The 18925-nt window shown below is 64.5% G+C and carries 17 protein-coding genes; 6 read left to right on the top strand and 11 right to left on the bottom strand.

The window, feature by feature from the left end; genetic code table 11:
• Positions 1–80: 80 nt before the first annotated feature.
• A complete protein-coding gene (locus tag J2X53_RS12030; protein ID WP_349037727.1) occupies positions 81–854 on the bottom strand; it encodes a folate-binding protein in 774 nt (257 codons plus the stop codon).
• A gap of 191 nt (positions 855–1045) precedes the next feature.
• Between J2X53_RS12030 and J2X53_RS12025 the strand changes: the two genes are divergently transcribed.
• Positions 1046–2287 (top strand): aminotransferase class V-fold PLP-dependent enzyme, encoded by a 1242-nt coding sequence (locus J2X53_RS12025; RefSeq protein WP_349037726.1) that lies wholly within the window; start codon positions 1046–1048, stop codon positions 2285–2287.
• Between the two features lie 89 nt (positions 2288–2376).
• Here the strand turns inward: J2X53_RS12025 and J2X53_RS12020 are convergent, their stop codons facing one another.
• Entirely contained in the window at positions 2377–2748 is a 372-nt protein-coding gene (locus tag J2X53_RS12020; protein ID WP_349037725.1) for a DUF305 domain-containing protein, read from the bottom strand.
• Positions 2749–2967: 219 nt separating this feature from the next.
• Between J2X53_RS12020 and J2X53_RS12015 the strand changes: the two genes are divergently transcribed.
• Positions 2968–3759 carry a gamma-glutamyl-gamma-aminobutyrate hydrolase family protein gene (locus J2X53_RS12015; protein WP_349037724.1) on the top strand — a complete coding sequence of 264 codons (792 nt, stop codon included), beginning with the start codon at positions 2968–2970 and terminating at the stop codon, positions 3757–3759.
• A gap of 83 nt (positions 3760–3842) precedes the next feature.
• A complete protein-coding gene (locus J2X53_RS12010) occupies positions 3843–4529 on the top strand; it encodes a D-lyxose/D-mannose family sugar isomerase (protein WP_349037859.1) in 687 nt (228 codons plus the stop codon).
• 70 nt (positions 4530–4599) lie between these two features.
• On the opposite strand, the gene J2X53_RS12005 is transcribed toward J2X53_RS12010, so the two are convergent.
• From J2X53_RS12005 to kynU, 3 genes are all read right to left on the bottom strand, one after another.
• Positions 4600–5688, bottom strand: coding sequence for a L,D-transpeptidase (locus J2X53_RS12005; protein WP_349037723.1), 1089 nt, complete (start codon positions 5686–5688; stop codon positions 4600–4602).
• 142 nt (positions 5689–5830) lie between these two features.
• Complete coding sequence (locus J2X53_RS12000) at positions 5831–6319, bottom strand: GNAT family N-acetyltransferase (RefSeq protein WP_349037722.1); 489 nt, start codon at positions 6317–6319, stop codon at positions 5831–5833.
• Positions 6316–7512: a kynureninase gene (gene kynU, locus J2X53_RS11995; protein WP_349037721.1), complete on the bottom strand. Its 1197-nt coding sequence runs from the start codon at positions 7510–7512 to the stop codon at positions 6316–6318. The genes J2X53_RS12000 and kynU overlap by 4 nt, the downstream gene beginning before the upstream one ends.
• A 282-nt stretch (positions 7513–7794) precedes the next feature.
• On the opposite strand from kynU, the gene J2X53_RS11990 reads away from it, so the two are divergent.
• The 3 genes from J2X53_RS11990 (at position 7795) to J2X53_RS11980 (ending at position 12272) form a co-directional block, all read left to right on the top strand.
• Positions 7795–9372: a Re/Si-specific NAD(P)(+) transhydrogenase subunit alpha gene (locus J2X53_RS11990; protein WP_349037720.1), complete on the top strand. Its 1578-nt coding sequence runs from the start codon at positions 7795–7797 to the stop codon at positions 9370–9372.
• A 12-nt stretch (positions 9373–9384) separates the two neighbouring features.
• Positions 9385–10818, top strand: coding sequence for an NAD(P)(+) transhydrogenase (Re/Si-specific) subunit beta (locus tag J2X53_RS11985; protein WP_349037719.1), 1434 nt, complete (start codon positions 9385–9387; stop codon positions 10816–10818).
• Positions 10819–10988: 170 nt separating this feature from the next.
• Positions 10989–12272 (top strand): DUF3422 domain-containing protein, encoded by a 1284-nt coding sequence (locus J2X53_RS11980; protein ID WP_349037718.1) that lies wholly within the window; start codon positions 10989–10991, stop codon positions 12270–12272.
• 196 nt (positions 12273–12468) lie between these two features.
• On the opposite strand, the gene J2X53_RS11975 is transcribed toward J2X53_RS11980, so the two are convergent.
• From J2X53_RS11975 to J2X53_RS11950, 6 genes are all read right to left on the bottom strand, one after another.
• Complete coding sequence (locus J2X53_RS11975) at positions 12469–13446, bottom strand: ABC transporter substrate-binding protein (protein WP_349037717.1); 978 nt, start codon at positions 13444–13446, stop codon at positions 12469–12471.
• Positions 13447–13492: 46 nt separating this feature from the next.
• Complete coding sequence (locus tag J2X53_RS11970) at positions 13493–14338, bottom strand: ABC transporter permease (protein WP_349037716.1); 846 nt, start codon at positions 14336–14338, stop codon at positions 13493–13495.
• The gene (locus J2X53_RS11965; RefSeq protein WP_349037715.1) at positions 14335–15201 is read right to left on the bottom strand and encodes an ABC transporter permease; all 867 of its coding nucleotides are present in this window, start codon (positions 15199–15201) and stop codon (positions 14335–14337) included. The genes J2X53_RS11970 and J2X53_RS11965 overlap by 4 nt, the downstream gene beginning before the upstream one ends.
• A gap of 96 nt (positions 15202–15297) precedes the next feature.
• Entirely contained in the window at positions 15298–16095 is a 798-nt protein-coding gene (locus J2X53_RS11960; protein ID WP_349037714.1) for an ABC transporter ATP-binding protein, read from the bottom strand.
• Between the two features lie 5 nt (positions 16096–16100).
• Positions 16101–17555 carry a dihydropyrimidinase gene (gene hydA / locus J2X53_RS11955; protein ID WP_349037713.1) on the bottom strand — a complete coding sequence of 485 codons (1455 nt, stop codon included), beginning with the start codon at positions 17553–17555 and terminating at the stop codon, positions 16101–16103.
• A gap of 69 nt (positions 17556–17624) precedes the next feature.
• Positions 17625–18875, bottom strand: coding sequence for a Zn-dependent hydrolase (locus J2X53_RS11950; protein ID WP_349037712.1), 1251 nt, complete (start codon positions 18873–18875; stop codon positions 17625–17627).
• Positions 18876–18925: the final 50 nt, after the last annotated feature.

Here is an 18925-nt window from a genome sequence, read left to right as displayed (position 1 = left end):
CGCGTTTTCTGCGAAAACGCCGGTTTACGGATCTTTCGCAGATAGATCGTGATGGAGATTATTCGCAGAGAAATCGTTGCTCAGGTGATGGGGGAAAGGCGGGCGCTGCCCGCCGTCATCTCCTGCATCCGGTCAAACCGCAGCCAGGCAATCGCCCGCCCGCCCGATTGGGTGAACAGGGTGCCCGCCTCCTTTTCGCCGGACAGGATGGGCGTGCCGACCGGGGCCGCGCCGTCGATGGCGACGGTAACAAGGCCCTTTTTCAACTCGGTCTTGTGCTTCATCCGCGCTGTCACCTCTTGTCCGACATAACAGCCCTTGCGGAAATCGACGCCATGCAGGCGCTCGAAGCCGGATTCGAGCAGGTAGCTGTCATTGGGCACCAGCTCGATCCCGGTTTCCGGAATGCACTGGGCAACGCGGATCGCGTCCCAGTCGATCACGGGGGCGGTGCCGGGCAGGCCATAGCCGCGCCAGCCAAGCGCCGGGTGGCGCGGGTCGGGCCAGGTGCCGGGCAGAGCGGCCCCGAGGCCACGGGTGACGGTCAGATCGGCGGGCGTGATCTGCACATCGGCGCGCAGGCGATACAGCGTCAGCCGGCGCAGCGTGTCGGCGGCGATGCTGGTCTTGATGTCGATCAGCAGGTGATCCGCGTCGCCGGGGCGGATCACGAAGAAATCGGCCAGATACTTGCCTTGCGCGGTCAAGAGGGCCGCCCAGAGGATGCCGGGCGCACGCTCAAGCGGCAGCATGTCATTGCTGATCAGGCCCTGCAGAAAGCTGACCCGGTCCGTGCCGGTGACGGTCCAGACCTGACGGTCGGGGGCGGTCTCGCCGAGGGGGGCGTCGGTCATGCGAGTCTCCTGCTTTGGGCGCGCGCGGCGGTGAGTGCGGGGTCCGGTCTTGCCGGGTCAGGCATCGCGCTGTGCCTGATCTAATGCCTAAGACCCTGCGGCTGCAATGGCGGGGCTGAAATTCAGCTGCCGGGCAATTGACCTTGGCTGTGACAGGGCCTAGCGATTGCTGCGTCTCCTTCTTTAGGTTCATGATGACGCAAGCAAACTCCCCCCGTCCGAATGTTTCCCGCGCCGATCTGTCGCGCGGGCGCAGCTATCTGGCCATTCCCGGCCCTTCGGTGATGCCCGACCGCGTGCTGAACGCGATGCACCGGGCAGCACCCAACATTTACGCGGGCGATCTGACCGAGATGGTGGCGGCGATGTGGCCCGATCTGCGCGCCGTGGCGGGCACCACGCAGCATGTGGCGGGCTTTATCGGCAACGGCCATGCCGGGTGGGAGGCGGCGAATGCCAATCTGTTCAGCCGGGGCGATCTTGTGCTGGTGGTGTCTACCGGCCGCTTCGGGATCGGCTGGGCCGAGAGCGCGCGGGCGATGGGGGTCGAGGTCGAGCTGATGGATTTCGGCACCTCAACGCCGGTCGACATGGCGCGGGTAGAGTCGCGGCTCAGGCAGGATTATCACGGCCGGATCAAGGCGGTGCTGACCACGCATGTCGACACCTCCAGCTCGATCCGCACCGATCTTGCCGCGTTGCGGGCGGCAATGGATGCGGCGGGGCATCCGGCGTTGCTCTGTGTCGATTGCATCGCGTCTCTGGGGTGCGATGAATATCACATGGATGCCTGGGGGATCGACCTGACGGTGGCGGCGAGCCAAAAGGGGCTGATGACCCCGCCGGGCATGTGTTTCGTATGGTTTTCCGAAAAAGCGCGGGAGGCGGGGGCCAAGGCCGATCTGCGCACGCCCTATTGGGACTGGCGCAAGCGGGCCGAGCCGGAGGAGTTCTGGCAATACTGGGCCGGAACCGCGCCGACGCATCACCTGTTCGGCCTGCGCGAGGCGCTGAGCATGCTGCATGAAGAGGGCATGGCCAATGTCTGGGCCCGGCATGAGGTGCTGGCCCGCACGGTCTGGGCCGCGTTCGACGCCTGGGGCGCGGGGCATCCGCGCATCGGGCTGAATGTGGCGGACCCGATGTATCGCTCGCGTGCGGTGACGGCGGCGCGCTTGGGCGCGCCGGATGCGACGCGGCTGCGCGAATGGACGGAAGCGCAGGCCGGGGTGACGCTGGGCATCGGTCTGGGCATGGCGCTGCCGTCGGACCCGGAATGGCACGGGTTTTTGCGGGTGGCGCATATGGGGCATGTGAATGCCCATATGACGCTTGGCGCGCTGGCGGTGATGCAGGCGGGGCTGATCGCGCTGGACATCCCGCACGGGCCGGGCGCGCTGGACGCCGCCGCGAAAGTGATCGCGGCGGGGTAGTGGGACGATTTTTCTGCGAAAAATCAGGGTGCGCCACATGTGTTGAGAGTGTGTGACGCGGGCCGGGAATTTTCGCAGAAAATTCGAGCTTATTGGCCCTGTGCTGCCAGCCACTCCGTCATCCAGGCGATTTCCGCCTCCTGGGCGACAATGACCGCTTCGGCCAGTTTGCGCACCTCGGGGTCGGTGCCGTGCTCCAGCACGATGCGCGCCATCTCGACCGCGCCCTGATGGTGCGGGATCATCCCGGCGATGAAATCGACATCGGCGTCGCCGGTCAGCGGGATGGTCATGGCGCTGTGCATGCGGGCATTGGCCTCGGCATAGGCGGCGCTGGAGGGGCTGTCCATGGTGTGCGCCGCACCGTGACCGGAGTGATCCATCTGAGCCAGTGCCGGGGCTGCGGCGAAGGCGATGAGGGGGGCGGTGAGGGTAAGCAGGGCGAAAAGCGGGGATTTCATCGGCGACTCCTGTGAATTTTGGCCAGTGTCGCAGCTTCCAGTGGCGGGAAGCCAAGTCACGGCCGCGTCATCTGCCGCGATTTTGTCCTTTCGCCGGGAAAGGGGGCTGTTCCGGGCTGTCGCCTCAGGTGCGGACTGGTTGTGCGCGGCTGCGGACTTGGCCTGCGGCGGCTTTGCGCCTATTGTCTGAGCATGCAAAATCATCCTGGCTGCCCGTCCATGACATTCTCCGCCACCCGCCGCCCGGTTGTGGGCATCATCGGCAACATGAGCCTGCTGAATGAGAGCTATCCGGTGCATGCCGGGGGCACGATGAATTCGGAAGCCGTGGCCGAGGTGTCGTGCTGTCTGCCGATCATCATCCCCTCGGACCCCCGGCTGGTGGTGGTCGAGGAACTGCTGGAGCTGTGCGACGGCTTTCTGCTGACCGGCGGGCGGCCCAATGTCCACCCCAGCGAGTATGGTGAGGATGAGACCCCGGCGCATGGCAGTTTTGACCGCTGCCGCGATGCGATCACCCTGCCTTTGGTGCGGGCCTGCGTGGAACGTGGCCAGCCGGTGTTCGGCATCTGCCGGGGCTTTCAGGAGGTGAACGTGGCCATGGGCGGCACGCTTTACCCCGAGATCCGCGATCTGCCGGGGCGGATGAACCACCGCATGCCGCCCGATGGCACGCTGGAGGAAAAGTTCGCCCTGCGCCATCCGGTGACATTCACCCCCGGCGGGGTGTTCCATCAGCTGATGGGGGCGACAGAGGTGATGACCAACACGCTGCACGGTCAGGGCATCAACCGCCCCGGCGCGCGCATCGTGATCGACGGCACCGCCCCGGACGGCACGCCCGAGGCGATCTATGTGCAGGGCGCGCCGGGGTTCACCCTGTCGGTGCAATGGCACCCGGAATGGAACGCGGCGGGCGACCCGGTGTCGCGGCCCTTGTTCGCGGCCTTCGGGCAGGCGGTGGCCGATTGGGCGGCGGGCAAACGCCCGGCGCTGATGCGCAGCGCGTGAGTGCTTGTTTGCGCTAACCGGGCAGGTATAGTCCCCGCCAGATGTGCAGGGAGGAAGCCGTGACCCAATCAGTGACCCATTCGATGAAACGCAGCCGGATCAATGACATCATGGCGGCGGCGGATGAGATGATCCGTCACCATGGCTTTGTGCTGCCACCCTTTGCCTATTGGACGCCGGATGAGTTCGCGGCGCACAAGGCGCAGGCGGGCCGGATCATCGGATCGCGCATGGGCTGGGACATCACCGATTACGGGCAGGGCCGGTTTGACCAGATGGGGCTGTTCCTGTTCACCCTGCGTAATGGCGACCTTGCCGATCTGCAGCGCGGCGGGGGCATGTGCTATGCCGAAAAGCTGCTGATCTCGCGGCAGGATCAGCTGTCGCCGATGCACACCCATGTCATCAAGGCCGAGGACATCATCAACCGGGGCGGGGCGACCTTGGTGGTCGAGCTCTTTGGCAGCGACGATCAGGGCCGCTTTGCCCGCGATCGGGGCGGCGTCGTGCGCTGTGACGGGATGACGCGTGCCTATGCGCCCGGCGACAAGCTGAAACTGGCCCCGGGGGAGAGTGTGACGCTGATGCCGGGCGACTGGCATGCGTTCTGGGGCGAGGGCGGCGATGTGCTGATCGGCGAGGTCTCAACGGTGAATGACGATCTGACCGACAACATCTTTGTCGAACCGATCGGGCGTTTTGCCGAGATCGAGGAAGATGTCGCCCCGACCCATCTGCTGGTCAGCGATTATGATCGCTGGCTGTCGTAGACCCGCACCCCGGCCATAAAAAAACGCGCGCATCCGGGGATGCGCGCGTTTTGCTTTGAGGGTCGTCGCCTTAGCCCTGCGGGCAGGTGCCGTTGACCAGCGGCACCGCACAGGCCGGGGGCGTGTCGGCCGCCGGGGCGGCCGGTGTCGCAGCGGCGGGCGCTGCCGGGGTGGACGGCGCGGCCGGGGCCACGGGGGCCGCCGGGGTCACGGGTGCGGTGACGGCGGGCGTGGCCGGAGCCGGTGTTGCCGGGGCTGCGGGCAGGCTGGGCGTGGTCGTGCCCGGTGCCGGTGTCACCGTCGCCGGCGTGGGCAGAGCGGGGCCGATGGCCGAAGGCACGGCGGGCGCGGTGTACATTGGCCCCATCACCGGCGCGGTGCCTGCCGCCGGGGTGGCCGTTGCATCAGCCTCATCCGTCGTGGCAACGGCGGCCTCTGGCGCTGGGGCCGGCTTTTTCTTTTTGGGCGCAGGCGGTGGCAGGCTCAGGCCCTTTGGGATCTGGCCGCTGGCGGTCAGCACGATCACCTTGGCCCCATCGGGCACGCGGTTATACAGGTCGATCACATCCTGATTGATCATGCGGATACAGCCGGACGAGGCGTTCTTGCCAATCGACCACCAGTCGGGGGTGCCGTGAATGCGGTAGCCGTAATCGACGCCATTGGTGGTCAGGTACAGCGCGCGCGAGCCAAGCGGGTTGGTCGGCCCGCCGGGCTGGCCGTTTTCCCATTTCGACAGCTCGGGCTTGCGCTCGATCATCTCTTTCGGCGGCGTCCAGGTCGGCCATTGGCGGCGGTTGGTCACCAGCGCCTGACCCGACCACTGAAACCCTGCAGCCCCGACGGCGATGCCGTAACGGATTGCCTTGTTATTGCCGGCGATGAAATACAGATGCTTGGTCGCCGGGTTGATGATCACCGTGCCGGGCGCTTCGGTCGAGGGGAAATCGACGATCTGACGCTGGAACTGCGCAGGCACCTTGGCCGGATCAATGGCGGGAATGTTGATGCCATTGTCCTTTGTTGCCAGATAGATCCCCTCTTGCGGGACCGAAACGGCGGGCACAGAGGCGGTCGAGGTGGTGGTGGTCGGCACACAGGCCGACAGTCCTGCCGTGAGGGTCATGGCAAGTATGGCCCGGAGCGCGAAAGATGACATTGTGGAAATCCTGTTAGAAATTCAGTGCCGGAGCGGCAAAGCCCCTGCGCTATCTGATCAAACTTAGCTGAGCTCGCAAGCGAGGTCAAAGCCCCTGCGCGGACAGTTGCCCAAACCGGGGGATGCTCTCGGAACTGTGATTTCAGGGGCGCGGATTGGCATCAGGGTGCAGCAGAATCTGCATCGCAAAGCGGCGCAGGGTGACCGGGCCGACCGGGTGATCCTGGGTTTGCTCCACACGCCAGCCCCGGCGCGCAAAGAACGGGAGGGCCAGCAGGCTGGCATGGGCGGTCAGCCGGGGCAGGGCGCGGCGCTGCGCCTCGGCCAGAATGGCATCATAAAGGGCGGCGGCATGGCCCTTGCCCCTGACTTCGGGCAGGACAAACGCCATGTCGAGATAGCCGTCATCGCACAGCGACATGAAGCCGGTGATCTGCCCGCCGCTTTCGCTGAGCAGACAGAACTGCCCCGCCAGCCGGTCAGGCTGGGCCGGGTCCACGCCCGGGTCGGGGGCCCATGCGGCACGTTGTGCGGCGGTGTAATGCCCGGCAGCCCCCTCATGCACCGCGCGGTAGAACACGGTTTTCACCGCCGCCCGGTCACCCGGCGCATAAGGCCGCAGCCGAATCATGTCACCTTGGCGCGGGCCTTGAATTCGGGCCGGTCCCAGGCGCGCATCGCCATGATCTCGCCGAGGATGACGACAGCGCCATGCACATCGGCGTCCGACGTATACAGCGGGGTGAAGCCAAAGCGCAGGATGTCGGGCGCGCGGAAATCACCGATCACACCGCGCGAAATCAGCGCCTGCATGATGGCATAGCCCTCGGGGTGGCGGAAACTGACCTGCGATCCGCGCTGTGCCGCATCACGCGGCGAGGCGAGGGTGAGGTCAGGGCAGGCGGCCTCGACCCCGGCGATGAACGCCTCGCACAGCGCGATCGACCGCGCGCGCAGATCGGTCATGTCGACCCGGTCCCAGATGTCGAGGCTGGCCTCAAGTGCTGCCATCTGCAGAATGGCGGGGGTGCCCACGCGCATCCGTTCGATCCCGGCACCGGGGCGGTAGCTCAGGTCAAAGGCAAACGGGGCCGCATGGCCCAGCCAGCCCGACAGCGCCGGGCGGGTGGTATCCTGATGGCGGGGGGCGACGTAGATAAAGGCCGGGCCGCCGGGGCCGGAGTTGAGGTATTTATAGGTGCAGCCGACCGCGAAATCCGCCCCACAGCCCGCCAGATCGACCGGCAGCGCGCCCGCCGAATGCGCCAGATCCCAGACCGCAATCGCGCCCTTGTCATGGGCCAGCGCGGTCAGCGCGACCATGTCATGCTTGCGCCCGGTGCGGTAATCCACCTCGGTCAGCATCAGGACCGCGACTTCATCGGTGATCGCCGACGCCACCTCTTCGGGGGCCACGGTAACAAGACGGTACTCGGGGCCAAGGGTGCGGCACAGCCCTTCGGCCATATAAAGATCAGACGGGAAATTGCCGGTATCAGACAGGATCACCCGGCGGGTCGGGGTCATGTCCAGCGCCGAGGCAAGCGCCTGATACACCTTGATCGACAGCGTATCGCCCAACACCACAGATCCGGGTTCCGCCCCGATCAGCCGCGCGATGCGGTTGCCCAGCCGGGTCGGCTGATCCATCCAGCCCGCAGCGTTCCAGCCCCGGATCAGCATCTGACCCCATTCGTCGGTGACGCAGGCGGCAACGCGGGCCGCCGCCGCATGCGGCAGGGGGCCGAGCGAATTGCCATCCAGATAGATCACCCCCTCGGGCAGGTGAAACTGGTCACGGGTGGCGGCAAAATCGGTCGGCATGGCGGTTCTCCGGTGTTGGCGCCGACAATGACGAAAGCAAAGCGTCGCGCAAGGGGGGCGGTGTCATTTCAGGCTGCGCTTTGCCGGGCCTGAAATGACACCGACCCACCCGGAATCTGCGCATCAGGCAGGCGCGGCGCGGGGCATCGTCGCAATCTGCGATAGAAATGCCGCAAATGTGTAGAAGTCTATGAAATAATCTTGCGCGGTGCTAATTGGATCGCAATACAGAGCCGGACTGCGCTTTGGCGCGGGACCAATCTGAGAAGCGGGGGAGAAACTGTGAAGATCGGGGCACCGAAAGAGCTATTCGAGGGCGAGAATCGCGTCGCCATGACGCCGGAATCGGCCATACAACTGATCAAGCTGGGCCATACCTGCGTGATCGAGACCGGCGCAGGCGCCAAGGCCGGATTTTCCGACGCCAGCTATCAAAAGGCCGGGGTTGAGGTCGTGGCCTCAGCGGCGGCGCTCTATGACGCGGCGGATGTCGTGGTCAAGGTGCGCGGCCCCGAGGCCGATGAGGCCCGGCTGCTGAAACCGGGTCAGACGCTGATCTCGTTCTTCTGGCCCGCGCAGAACCCTGATCTGCTGGCGCAGATTTCCGGGCAGGGTGCGACCGCCGTCGCCATGGACATGGTGCCGCGCATCAGCCGCGCGCAAAAGATGGACGCGCTGTCGTCGATGGCCAATATCGCGGGCTACCGTGCGGTGATCGAGGCCGGCAACAACTTTGGCCGGTTCTTCACCGGGCAGGTTACCGCAGCAGGCAAGGTGCCCCCGGCGAAAGTTCTGGTCGTGGGCGCGGGCGTGGCTGGTCTGGCCGCAATCGGCACGGCGACCTCGCTGGGCGCAATCGTGAACGCCTTTGACGTGCGGCCCGAAGTGGCCGAACAGATCGAATCGATGGGCGCGAATTTCGTCTTTCTGGAATTTGATGCCAGCGAATTGCCCGATGGTGCCGCGACCGGCGGCTATGCCGCCCCGTCCAGCCCCGCCTTTGCCGCCAAGCAGCTTGCGAAGTTCCGCGAGCTGGCGCCAGAGATGGACATCGTGATCACCACCGCCCTGATCCCGGGCCGGCCTGCGCCAAAGCTGTGGACGGCGGATATGGTCGAGATGATGAAGCCGGGATCGGTGATCATCGACCTTGCCGCCGAGCGTGGCGGCAACTGTGACCTGACGGTGCCCGATCAGAAGATCGTCACCGACAATGGCGTGACCATTGTCGGCTATACCGATTTCCCCAGCCGGATGGCAGCACAGGCATCAACACTTTATTCCAACAATATCCGTCACATGCTGGCCGATCTTACACCAAAGAAAGACGGTGTGATCGCGCATAACATGGAAGATGACGTGATCCGGGGCGCGACCGTGACCCATGCGGGCGCCGTCACCTATCCCCCACCACCGCCGAAAATCGCGGCGATTGCAGCGGCCAAGCCGAAACCGAAAGCCGTCGAGCTGACCCCGGCCGAAAAGCGCGCGCAGGAAGTGGCGGCGTTCAAGACCCAGACCCGCAATCAGGTGAGCCTGCTGGCGGTGGGGGCGGTGTTGCTGCTGGGCCTTGGTCTGGTGGCCCCGGCAAGCTTCATGCAGCACTTCATCGTCTTTGTGCTGGCGGTGTTCATCGGGTTCCAGGTGATCTGGAACGTGTCGCATTCCTTGCACACGCCCTTGATGGCCATCACCAATGCGATTTCGTCGATCATCATCCTTGGCGCACTGATGCAGATCGGATCGGGGTCGTACCTTGTGATCCTGCTGGCGGCGCTGTCGGTTTTCATGGCTGGAATCAACATCTTTGGTGGCTTTCTTGTCACCCGGCGCATGCTTGCCATGTTCCAGAAATCGTAAGGGGACCGGTCGATGGATTATGGATTTACGACGGCCGCCTATGTCGTTGCGGCTATTCTTTTCATCCTGTCGTTGGGGGGGCTTTCCGGGCAGGAAAGCGCCAAGCGCGCGGTCTGGTATGGCATCGTCGGCATGGGCCTCGCGATTGTCGCCACCCTGATGGGGCCGGGCGCGGGCAACTGGTTCGCCTCGCTGGTCATGATCGGCCTTGGCGGCGGGATCGGCTATGTGGTCGCACAGCGGGTGCAGATGACCGAGATGCCGCAGCTGGTGGCGGCGATGCACAGCCTTGTCGGTCTGGCGGCGGTCTTCGTCGGCTTCAACGCCGATCTGGAACTGACACGCGTGCTGGCGATGGAGCCATCGGCACGGGTGGGGCTGGAGGGCTTTGCCGCCCTTCTGGCCAAGAAAACCGCCGTTGAAATCTCGATCCTGCGGGTCGAGGTGTTTCTGGGCGTGTTCATTGGCGCGGTGACCTTTACCGGCTCGGTCGTGGCTTTTGGCAAGCTGGCAGGCAAGGTCAACACCACTGCGCAGAAACTGCCGGGCGGGCATCTGCTGAACGCAGGCGCGGCCATCGGCTCGGTCATTCTGGGCGTGATGTATTTCAACGATGCCGGGATCTGGACACTGGTGGCGATGACGCTCTTGGCGTTTTTCATCGGCTATCACCTGATCATGGGCATCGGCGGCGCCGATATGCCGGTGGTGGTGTCGATGCTGAACAGCTATTCTGGCTGGGCGGCGGCGGCGATCGGCTTCAGCCTCGGCAATGACCTGTTGATCGTGGTCGGCGCGCTGGTCGGCTCGTCCGGCGCGATCCTGAGCTATATCATGTGCAAGGCGATGAACCGCTCGTTCATCAGCGTGATCCTTGGTGGCTTTGGCGGCACCTCCGGCCCGCAAATGGAGGTCACCGGCGAGCAGATCGCGATTGACACCGAAGGTGTCGCGGCGGCGCTGAACGAGGCCGACAGCATCATCATCATTCCGGGCTATGGCATGGCGGTGGCGCAGGCGCAGCAATCGGTCAGCGAGCTGACCCGCAAACTGCGCGCCAAGGGCAAAAACGTGCGCTTTGCCATTCACCCGGTTGCCGGGCGTCTGCCGGGGCACATGAACGTGCTTTTGGCCGAGGCCAAGGTGCCCTATGACATCGTGCTCGAGATGGACGAGATCAACGAAGATTTCCCGTCAACCGACGTGGCCATCGTGATCGGCTCGAATGACATCGTGAACCCGGCCGCACAGGAAGACCCGAACAGCCCGATTGCCGGCATGCCGGTGCTGGAGTGCTGGAAGGCCAAGCAGGTGTTTGTCAGCAAGCGCGGGCAGGGCACCGGCTATTCGGGCATCGAGAACCCGCTGTTCTACAAGGACAACACGCGGATGTTCTATGGCGATGCGAAAAAGTCGCTCGATGCGCTGTTGCCGCTGATCGACTGACCGCCGCGATTTTTCTGCGAAAAATCCTCTCAAAGGCCCCGGCGACATGCCGGGGCCTTTGGCATTCGCGCAACAGCCGGGCTGCATACCCGTGTATTCCGGCAAATCGCTTTTCCCGAAGGCGCTGAGCGGCCTAAGTCATTCAAGACCTCTGGCTTTGAGTATGCTTCATGACCCATCTTGCCGACCACCCGCAGCGCTATACCATCGTCAACGAATTGCATGCCCGGCCGTTTCCGGCGCTGGAGGTGCCGGGAACGGCGGTCTATCTGGCAATCAAGGAGCCGGAGGATGCGGCCAACCGCGACCGGATGCGCGACCGGGCGCATCTGCTTGACTTGCTGGACCGCAACGGCGGCGCGCATCCGCAGCCTGACGCCACGCATTTCTTTGGCGAGATCGGCCGCAATCAGCTGAAATGGGAAAGCCATACCGAATTCGTGACCTATTCCGCCTTTGGCAAGGGCGTCTCGGCCCGCGCGTTTGACCCGGCAGAGGCATCGGTGTTTCCCGAAGACTGGCTGGCGCAGGCCCCGGGCAAGCGGCTGTGTTCGGTGCTGATCCGGATCGAGCATATGCCCGAGGACGAAAATGAAGCCTTGGCGCGGCTGGAGGACTGGTTCGTCGGCGAAAGCCTTGCGGTGTCAAAGGTGGTGGATGGGGCCGCGCTGGTGGCGGGGGATTTCCGCATTGATCCGGCCGGGCACATGCGCTTTGCGGTGTTCGTGCGCCCCGGCACCTCGCAGCGCCGGGTGGGGCGCATCGTGCAGCGGCTGTGCGAGGTGGAGACCTACCGCGCGATGTCGATGCTGGCGCTGGTACGGGTACGCCATCTGACCACCCGGCTGAACGCGCTGGACCCGCGGCTGTCGGGGCTGGTGACGGCACTCGACGGGGCCGACCGCAGCCCCGAGGTGATGCTGCACGACCTGCTGGCGATCTCGGCCGAACTGGAGAGCCTGTCGGTGAAATACACCTTCCGCTTCGGGGCGACGGCGGCCTATGAGGCGATCGTGAACCAGCGGATTCAGGTCATGCGTGAGATCCGGCTGAACGGCCGCCAGACCTTCGCCGAATTCATGATGCGCCGCTACGATCCGGCAATGCGCACAGTCAAATCGGCGGAAAGCCGGTTGCGCAGCATGGCCGAACGCGCGGCGCGGGCGGCGGAATTGCTCAGCACGCGGGTCGATGTGGACCGCTCCGCGCAGAACCAGAAACTGCTGGAATCGATGGACCGCCGCGCCGATGTGCAGCTGCGCCTGCAGCGCACGGTCGAGGGGCTGTCGACGGTGGCAATCAGCTATTACGCGATCAATCTGGCCAGCTATGCGATCTATCCGCTGACCGAAGGCATGGGGATCAGCAAGGGCCTCGGCCTTGCGGTGCTGACGCCGGTTGTGCTGGTGGCGGTCTGGCTGATGGTGCGGCGGATCCGCCATCATCTGGACTGAGGCGCCCGGCGGCACTGGTGATGCCTCCGGCGGGAGTATTTGGAAAAGCTGCAAATCACAGGGGCGTCCCTCTGTTGGCTTGCACCTTTGGGAAATACTCCGGGGGTCCGGGGGCTGGCCCCCGGTCCGCAGGGGCCACAGATGGCAACGCCCGGAGGTTTGCTCCGGGCGCTGGTGACATGGGTGACGGGCGTACTTATTGCAGCGCCTTGTCGCTGATGGCATGGGTCCAGGCGCCTTCGGGCGCTTTGGAGATCACCGGGTCAGAGCCGGGCGACAGCAGCGAGGCCACCGTGCGCTCATAATCAGCCGGATCAAGCGCGCCGTTGGAGCCTGCGGTCAGTTTCGCCACTTCGGACATCATGCGTTTCTGGTGGCTTTCGGTCTGCGCGCCGGTCTCGTCGTTTTCCAGCACGATCATCGCCGCCTCGTCGGAGTTTTCTTCGGCGTATTTCCAGCCTTTCATGCTGGCGCGGACGAATTTCACCATTTTCTCTTCAAACGCCGGGTCGGCGAGGTTTTCTTCGAGCACGTAAAGCCCGTCTTCCATCGTCGCCACGCCCTGATCCTGATACTTGAAGGTGATCAGATCGGATTCGGCGATACCGGCGTCGATGACCTGCCAGTATTCGTTATAGGTCATGGTCGAGATGCAGGCGGCCTGCTTTTGCAGCAGCGGATCGACGTTGAAGCCTTGTTTCAGCACGGTCACACCGCCGGGCGAGCCGTCGGTTTTCAGGTTCAGCTGGCTCATCCACGACAGGAACGGGTATTCGTTGCCAAAGAACCAGACGCCCAGCGTCTTGTCGGCGAAATCGGCAGGCGTGGTGATGCCGGACTCGGCCAGGCAGGTCAGCATCATGCCCGAGGATTTGAACGGCTGGGCGATGTTGACCAGCGGCAGGCCCTTTTCACGGGCCGCAAGCGCGGCGGGCATCCATTCGACGACCACATCGGCACCGCCCCCGGCGATGACCTGCGTCGGCGCAATATCGGGGCCGCCGGGCTTGATGGTGACGTTCAGGCCCTCGTCTTCGTAAAAGCCCTTGGCCTGCGCCACGTAATAGCCTGCGAACTGCGCCTGCGTCACCCATTTGAGCTGCAGGGTGACATCCTGCGCCTGCGCCCCGGTGGCGAATGTCGCCAGTGCCGCAGCGGTTAATAGTTTCTTCATGGTCGGACCTCCGTGTTGTGCCCCTCTCGCGGGGGCGTTGCTGGTGTTATTTTCGCTGAGACGGGTGCCAGAACGTCACGCGGGATTCGATGAACGCGATCAGCCCATAGAGCGCTGATCCCGACAGTGCCGCCACTGCAATTGTGGCCCAGACCATATCCAGCCCCAGTTTTCCCACCTCGGTCGAGATGCGAAAGCCCATGCCGACGATGGGGCTGCCGAAAAACTCGGCAACGATGGCCCCGATCAGGGCGAGGGTGGCGGCGATTTTCAAGCCGTTGAAGAAAAACGGCATCGCGGCGGGCAGACGCAGCTTCAGCAGGCGTTGGGTGTAGCTGGCGGAATAGGTGGCCATCAGGTCGCGGTGCAGCCGGTCGGTTGCCTGCAACCCGGCCACCATGTTGACCAGCAGCGGAAAGAACACCATCACCACCACCACCGCCGATTTGGACTGCCAGTCAAAGCCGAACCACATCACCAAGACCGGGGCGAGGCCGACGATGGGCAGAGCCGAGACGAAATTGCCCACCGGCAACAGCCCCTTTTGCAGAAAGGGCGAGCGGTCGATGGCAATGGCGGCGGCGAATGCCGCAAGCGCCCCGATGGCAAAGCCGGTCAGCGCGCCCTTGATCACGGTCTGTACGAAATCAGCCCAGAGGATCGGCAAGGACGAGGCGATCTTTGGCCCGATCACCGATGGCCCCGGCAGGATGATGGGCGAGACCGCAAAGCCGCGCACCAGCCCTTCCCACAGCACCAGCAGGGTGATGCCGAACAAGGCCGCCACGGTGATGCGGCCCGCACGTGTGGCCCCAAAGCGGCTGGCGGCCAGCCGCACATTCAGCCCCCAGGCCGCCAGCCAGAACAGGACAGCGCCAATCAGCCAGCTCATGCCGGCACCCCCATGCGGGCCTTTGCCATCCGCTCGATCAGCCCGACGATCAGGATCAACCCACCCGCCAGAATGGCGGCGGCAAACAGCGCGGCCCACATGATCAAAGGTTCGCCGAATTGCGACCCGATCAGCATGCGCGCGCCCAGACCCTCGATCGCGCCGGTCGGCAACTCACCCACGATGGTGCCGATCAGCGCGGCGGCAATCGCCACCTTCAGCGAGGCAAAGAAATAGGGCAGGGACGCGGGCAGCCGCAGTTTGCGAAACGTCTGCCCGTCGGACGCGCCATAGGTGGAAAGCAGGTCCAGCTGCATGTGGTCGGGGCTGCGCAGGCCCTTGACCATGCTGACCAGCACCGGAAAGAACGACAGGTAAGCCGAGATGATGGCCTTTGGCACCTCGCGGTTATCAATCCCGATCTGGTTCGACACTGTCAGGATCATTGGCGCCAGCGCCACGATGGGGATGGTCTGGCTGATGATGGCCCAGGGCATCACGCTCAGCTCCATCACCCGGAACCGGACGATGGCCATGGCGAGGGCGACCCCCAGCACGATGCCAAGCGCAAAGCCCATCATGGTGCCGCGAAAGGTGACATATCCGTGATACACCAAGGATCGTTTCGAGGTGACGGCCTGCGCGGTGACACCCTTCCACAACTCAGCCGCCACCTGATGCGGCGGCGGCAGCAGCGGGCGGGGTTGCGCCATGGTCTGCGGGATCACTTGCGTCAGCGTCACCGTGGTGCCTGCCCGCTGCGCCTGATCATAGACCCAGGTGGCATTCATCCAGATCGCGGCCAGATACCACAGCGCGAAAATCGCCGCCAACACGGTCAGTACCGGCATCGCCCTCGTCATGCGCGCCCCCCGAACCGACGCGCGGGCGCAGCCCGACGCTTGCCATACGTAAACCCGACGCGGGCCATACCGTCGCTGGCTGTGGTTTTTCGGGCCTCAGTCATCCTGATGCCCCGCCCGCAGCCCTTCACGCACCCGATGGGCAATCTCGATGAATTCGCGGCTGTCGCGAATATCCAGCGGCCTCTCCTTCGGCAGCGGGCTGTCGATGACATCGGTGATCCGGCCGGGGCGGGGCGACATCACCACGATCCTGGTCGACAGATAAACCGCCTCGGGGATCGAATGGGTGACAAAGCCGATGGTCTTGCCGGTGCGCGCCCAAAGCTTCAGCACCTCTTCATTCAGCCGGTCGCGCACGATTTCATCCAAAGCGCCAAAGGGTTCGTCCATCAGCAATATGTCGGCGTCAAAGGCCAAAGCCCGGGCGATGCTGGCACGCTGCTGCATCCCGCCCGACAGCTGCCAGGGGAACTTGCCGCCAAAGCCTGACAGCTCGACCAGATCCAGCACCCGCTCCACCCGCGCTTGCTGGTCCGCTTTTGAGAAGCCCATGATTTCCAACGGAAGTTTCACATTTCCGGCAATCGTGCGCCACGGATAAAGCCCCGCCGCCTGAAACACATAGCCATAGGCGCGGCGCATGCGTGCCTCATCCGGGGTCAGGCCGTTGACCGTCAGCGTGCCCCCCGTCGGATGCTCAAGCGCCGCGATACAGCGCAGAAAGGTGGTCTTGCCGCAGCCCGACGGGCCGATGAAGCTGACGAAATCGCCCTTGTTGATGGTCAGGCTCACGTCGCGCAGCGCATGCACCGGGCCGTCGCCGGTCTGAAAGGTCAGATCCAGATTGCGGGCCTCGATCACGGCCGGGCCACTGTGTGTGGTGTCCTTCATGCTGCCTAGACACCCGTCGCTGGAATGCCGGACCGCAGCACCGGGCGGGGCGCGGTCAGGTCTTTCCACTGGCTCAGCGCGCGGTTGACCGGGGGTCGGGCCTCGCGCGCGACGAACTGGCCATGGCCCTCATGGCTGGTCATGGCGCCTTCGGTTGCCGCGACATGGCCACGGGTCAGGGTGAACCGGGGCAGGCCCTTGACGGTCTGACCCTCGAACACATTGTAATCAATCGCGGATTGTTGCGCGCTGGCGGTGATGGTCTTTTCCTTTTCCGGGTCCCAGACGATCAGATCGGCATCCGCCCCCACCAGAACCGCGCCCTTTTTCGGATAGCAGTTCAGGATCTTGGCGATATTGGTGCTGGTCAGCGCCACGAATTCATTCGGCGTCAGCCGCCCGGTGCCCACGCCATGGGTCCAGAGCATCGGGAGACGATCCTCCAACCCCCCGGTCCCGTTGGGGATTTTCGAGAAATCCCCCTGACCGAAACGCTTCTGCTCGGTGGTAAAGGCGCAATGATCCGTCGCCACCACCGACAAAGAGCCAGACATCAGCCCGGCCCAGAGAGAGTCCTGATGCGCCTTGTTGCGGAACGGCGGCGACATCACCCGGCGCGCGGCATGGTCCCAGTCGGGATGGAAGTATTCGCTCTCATCCAGCGTCAGATGCTGGATCAAAGGCTCGCCAAACACCCGCTTGCCCTGCTGGCGCGCGCGCCGAATGGCCTCGTGGCTGTCCTCACACGACACATGCACCACGTACAGCGGCACGCCGGCCATATCGGCGATCATGATGGCCCGGTTGGTCGCCTCCCCCTCCACCTGCGGCGGGCGGGAATAGGCATGCGCCTCCGGCCCGGTGTTGCCCTCGGCCAGCAGTTTCGCGGTCAGTTCCGCCACCACATCGCCGTTTTCGGCATGGACCATGGCCAGCCCGCCTAATTCGCCGACCCGGCGAAAGCTGGCGAACAGCTCGTCATCATTGACCATCAGCGCGCCCTTGTAGGCGAGGAAGTGCTTGAAGCTGGTGATCCCGGCCTTGACGCTGTCTTCCATCCCCTCCCAGACCTTTTCCCCCCACCAGGTCACCGCCATGTGATAGGAATAGTCGCAGTGCGCGCGGGTGGATTTGTTGCTCCACACCTTGGCCGCATCCATCAGCCCCTGACCTTGCGCCGGCAGCACGAAATCCACCACCATCGTGGTGCCGCCCGCCAGTGCGGCGCGGGTGCCGGACTCGAAATCATCCGCCGAATAGGTGCCCATGAAGGGCATCTCGAGGTGCGTATGCGGATCAATCCCGCCGGGCATGACGTAGCAGCCGGTGGCATCCAGCACAGTATCGCCCGACAGCCCCGCGCCGATCCCGGTAATCACTCCGCCCTCGACCAGCACATCCGCCACATAGGACAGATCTGCCGTCACAACCGTTCCGCCCTTGATCACCACTGAGCCCATTGCACCGCTCCTTGCCTTTATCTTGGAAAAAATATCCCGGGGTCCGGGGCAGAGCCCCGGCGGTCAGCCTCAGGAAACCACTTCAGCCACTTCAAGCACCGCATGCAGCAGCACATCCGTGCCTGCCGCCGCCCATTCGGGGCTGATCTCTTCGCCTTCGTTGTGCGACAGGCCGTCGACACAGGGGCACATGATCATCACCGTGGGGGCGACCCGGTTGATCCAGCAGGCGTCGTGGCCTGCCCCCGAGACGATGTCCATATGCGAATAGCCCAGCGTTTCAGCGGCTTGCCGGACGGTCTTCACCAAGCCTGCATCAAATGTCACCGGGTCGAAGTGGCCGACATCCTCGATCTCGCAGCCAAGCCCCAGCTCTGCGGCCACCGCATGGGCGGCGCGGATCACCTCGGCCTTCATCGCGTCGAGCTTGGCCTGTTCGGGCGAGCGGATGTCCACCGTGAACACCACGCGGCCGGGGATCACGTTGCGCGAGTTGGGGAAGACCTTGACCTGACCCACCGCGCCTACGGCGTTTGGCTGGTGGCTCATGGCGATCTGATGCACCCGCTCGCTGATCCGCGCCATGCCAAGGCCCGCGTTGACCCGCATGGCCATCGGGGTCGATCCGGTGTGCGCATCCTTGCCGGTCAGCGTGATTTCCAGCCACCACAGACCCTGGCCGTGGGTGACGACACCAATCTCCTTGCCCTCCGCCTCCAGAATTGGGCCCTGTTCGATGTGCAGCTCCAACATCGCATGCATCTTGCGCGCGCCGACCACCTCATCCCCGACCCAGCCGATGCGCGCGAGCTCGTCGCCAAAGCGCAAGCCGTCCGGGTCTTTGCGGTCATAGGCGTAGTCCTGGCTGTGAATGCCCGCAAACACGCCCGACGCCAGCATCGCGGGCGCAAAACGGGCGCCTTCCTCATTGGTCCAGTTCGTCACCACGATCGGATGGCGGGTTTTGACGCCAAGGTCGTTCATCGTGCGCACCACCTCCAGCGCGCCCAGAACGCCGAGCACGCCGTCATATTTGCCGCCCGTGGGCTGGGTATCCAGATGGCTGCCCATATAGACCGGCAGCGCGCTGTCGTCGGTGCCGGGGCGGGTGGCGAACATGTTGCCCATGGTATCCACGCCCAGGGTCAGGCCTGCGGCCTTGCACCACCCGGCGAACCGGTGCCGCCCTTCGGAATCGGCATCGGTCAGGGTCTGGCGGTTGTTGCCCCCGGCGATGCCGGGGCCGATTTTGGCCATGTCCATCAGGCTGTCCCACAGCCGTTCGGAATTTATGCGGAGATTCTCTCCGGGTGCTGGCATCAGCTGGCTCTCCCTGTTTGCGCAGGTGTCTTTGCACCCTTGCCGCGACT

Source organism: Pseudotabrizicola sp. 4114 (assembly GCF_031457365.1).
In the GTDB taxonomy this organism is placed as follows: domain Bacteria; phylum Pseudomonadota; class Alphaproteobacteria; order Rhodobacterales; family Rhodobacteraceae; genus Pseudotabrizicola.
The sequence above is the reverse complement of the archived record's forward strand: the minus strand, read 5'-3'. Positions and strand labels throughout refer to the sequence as shown.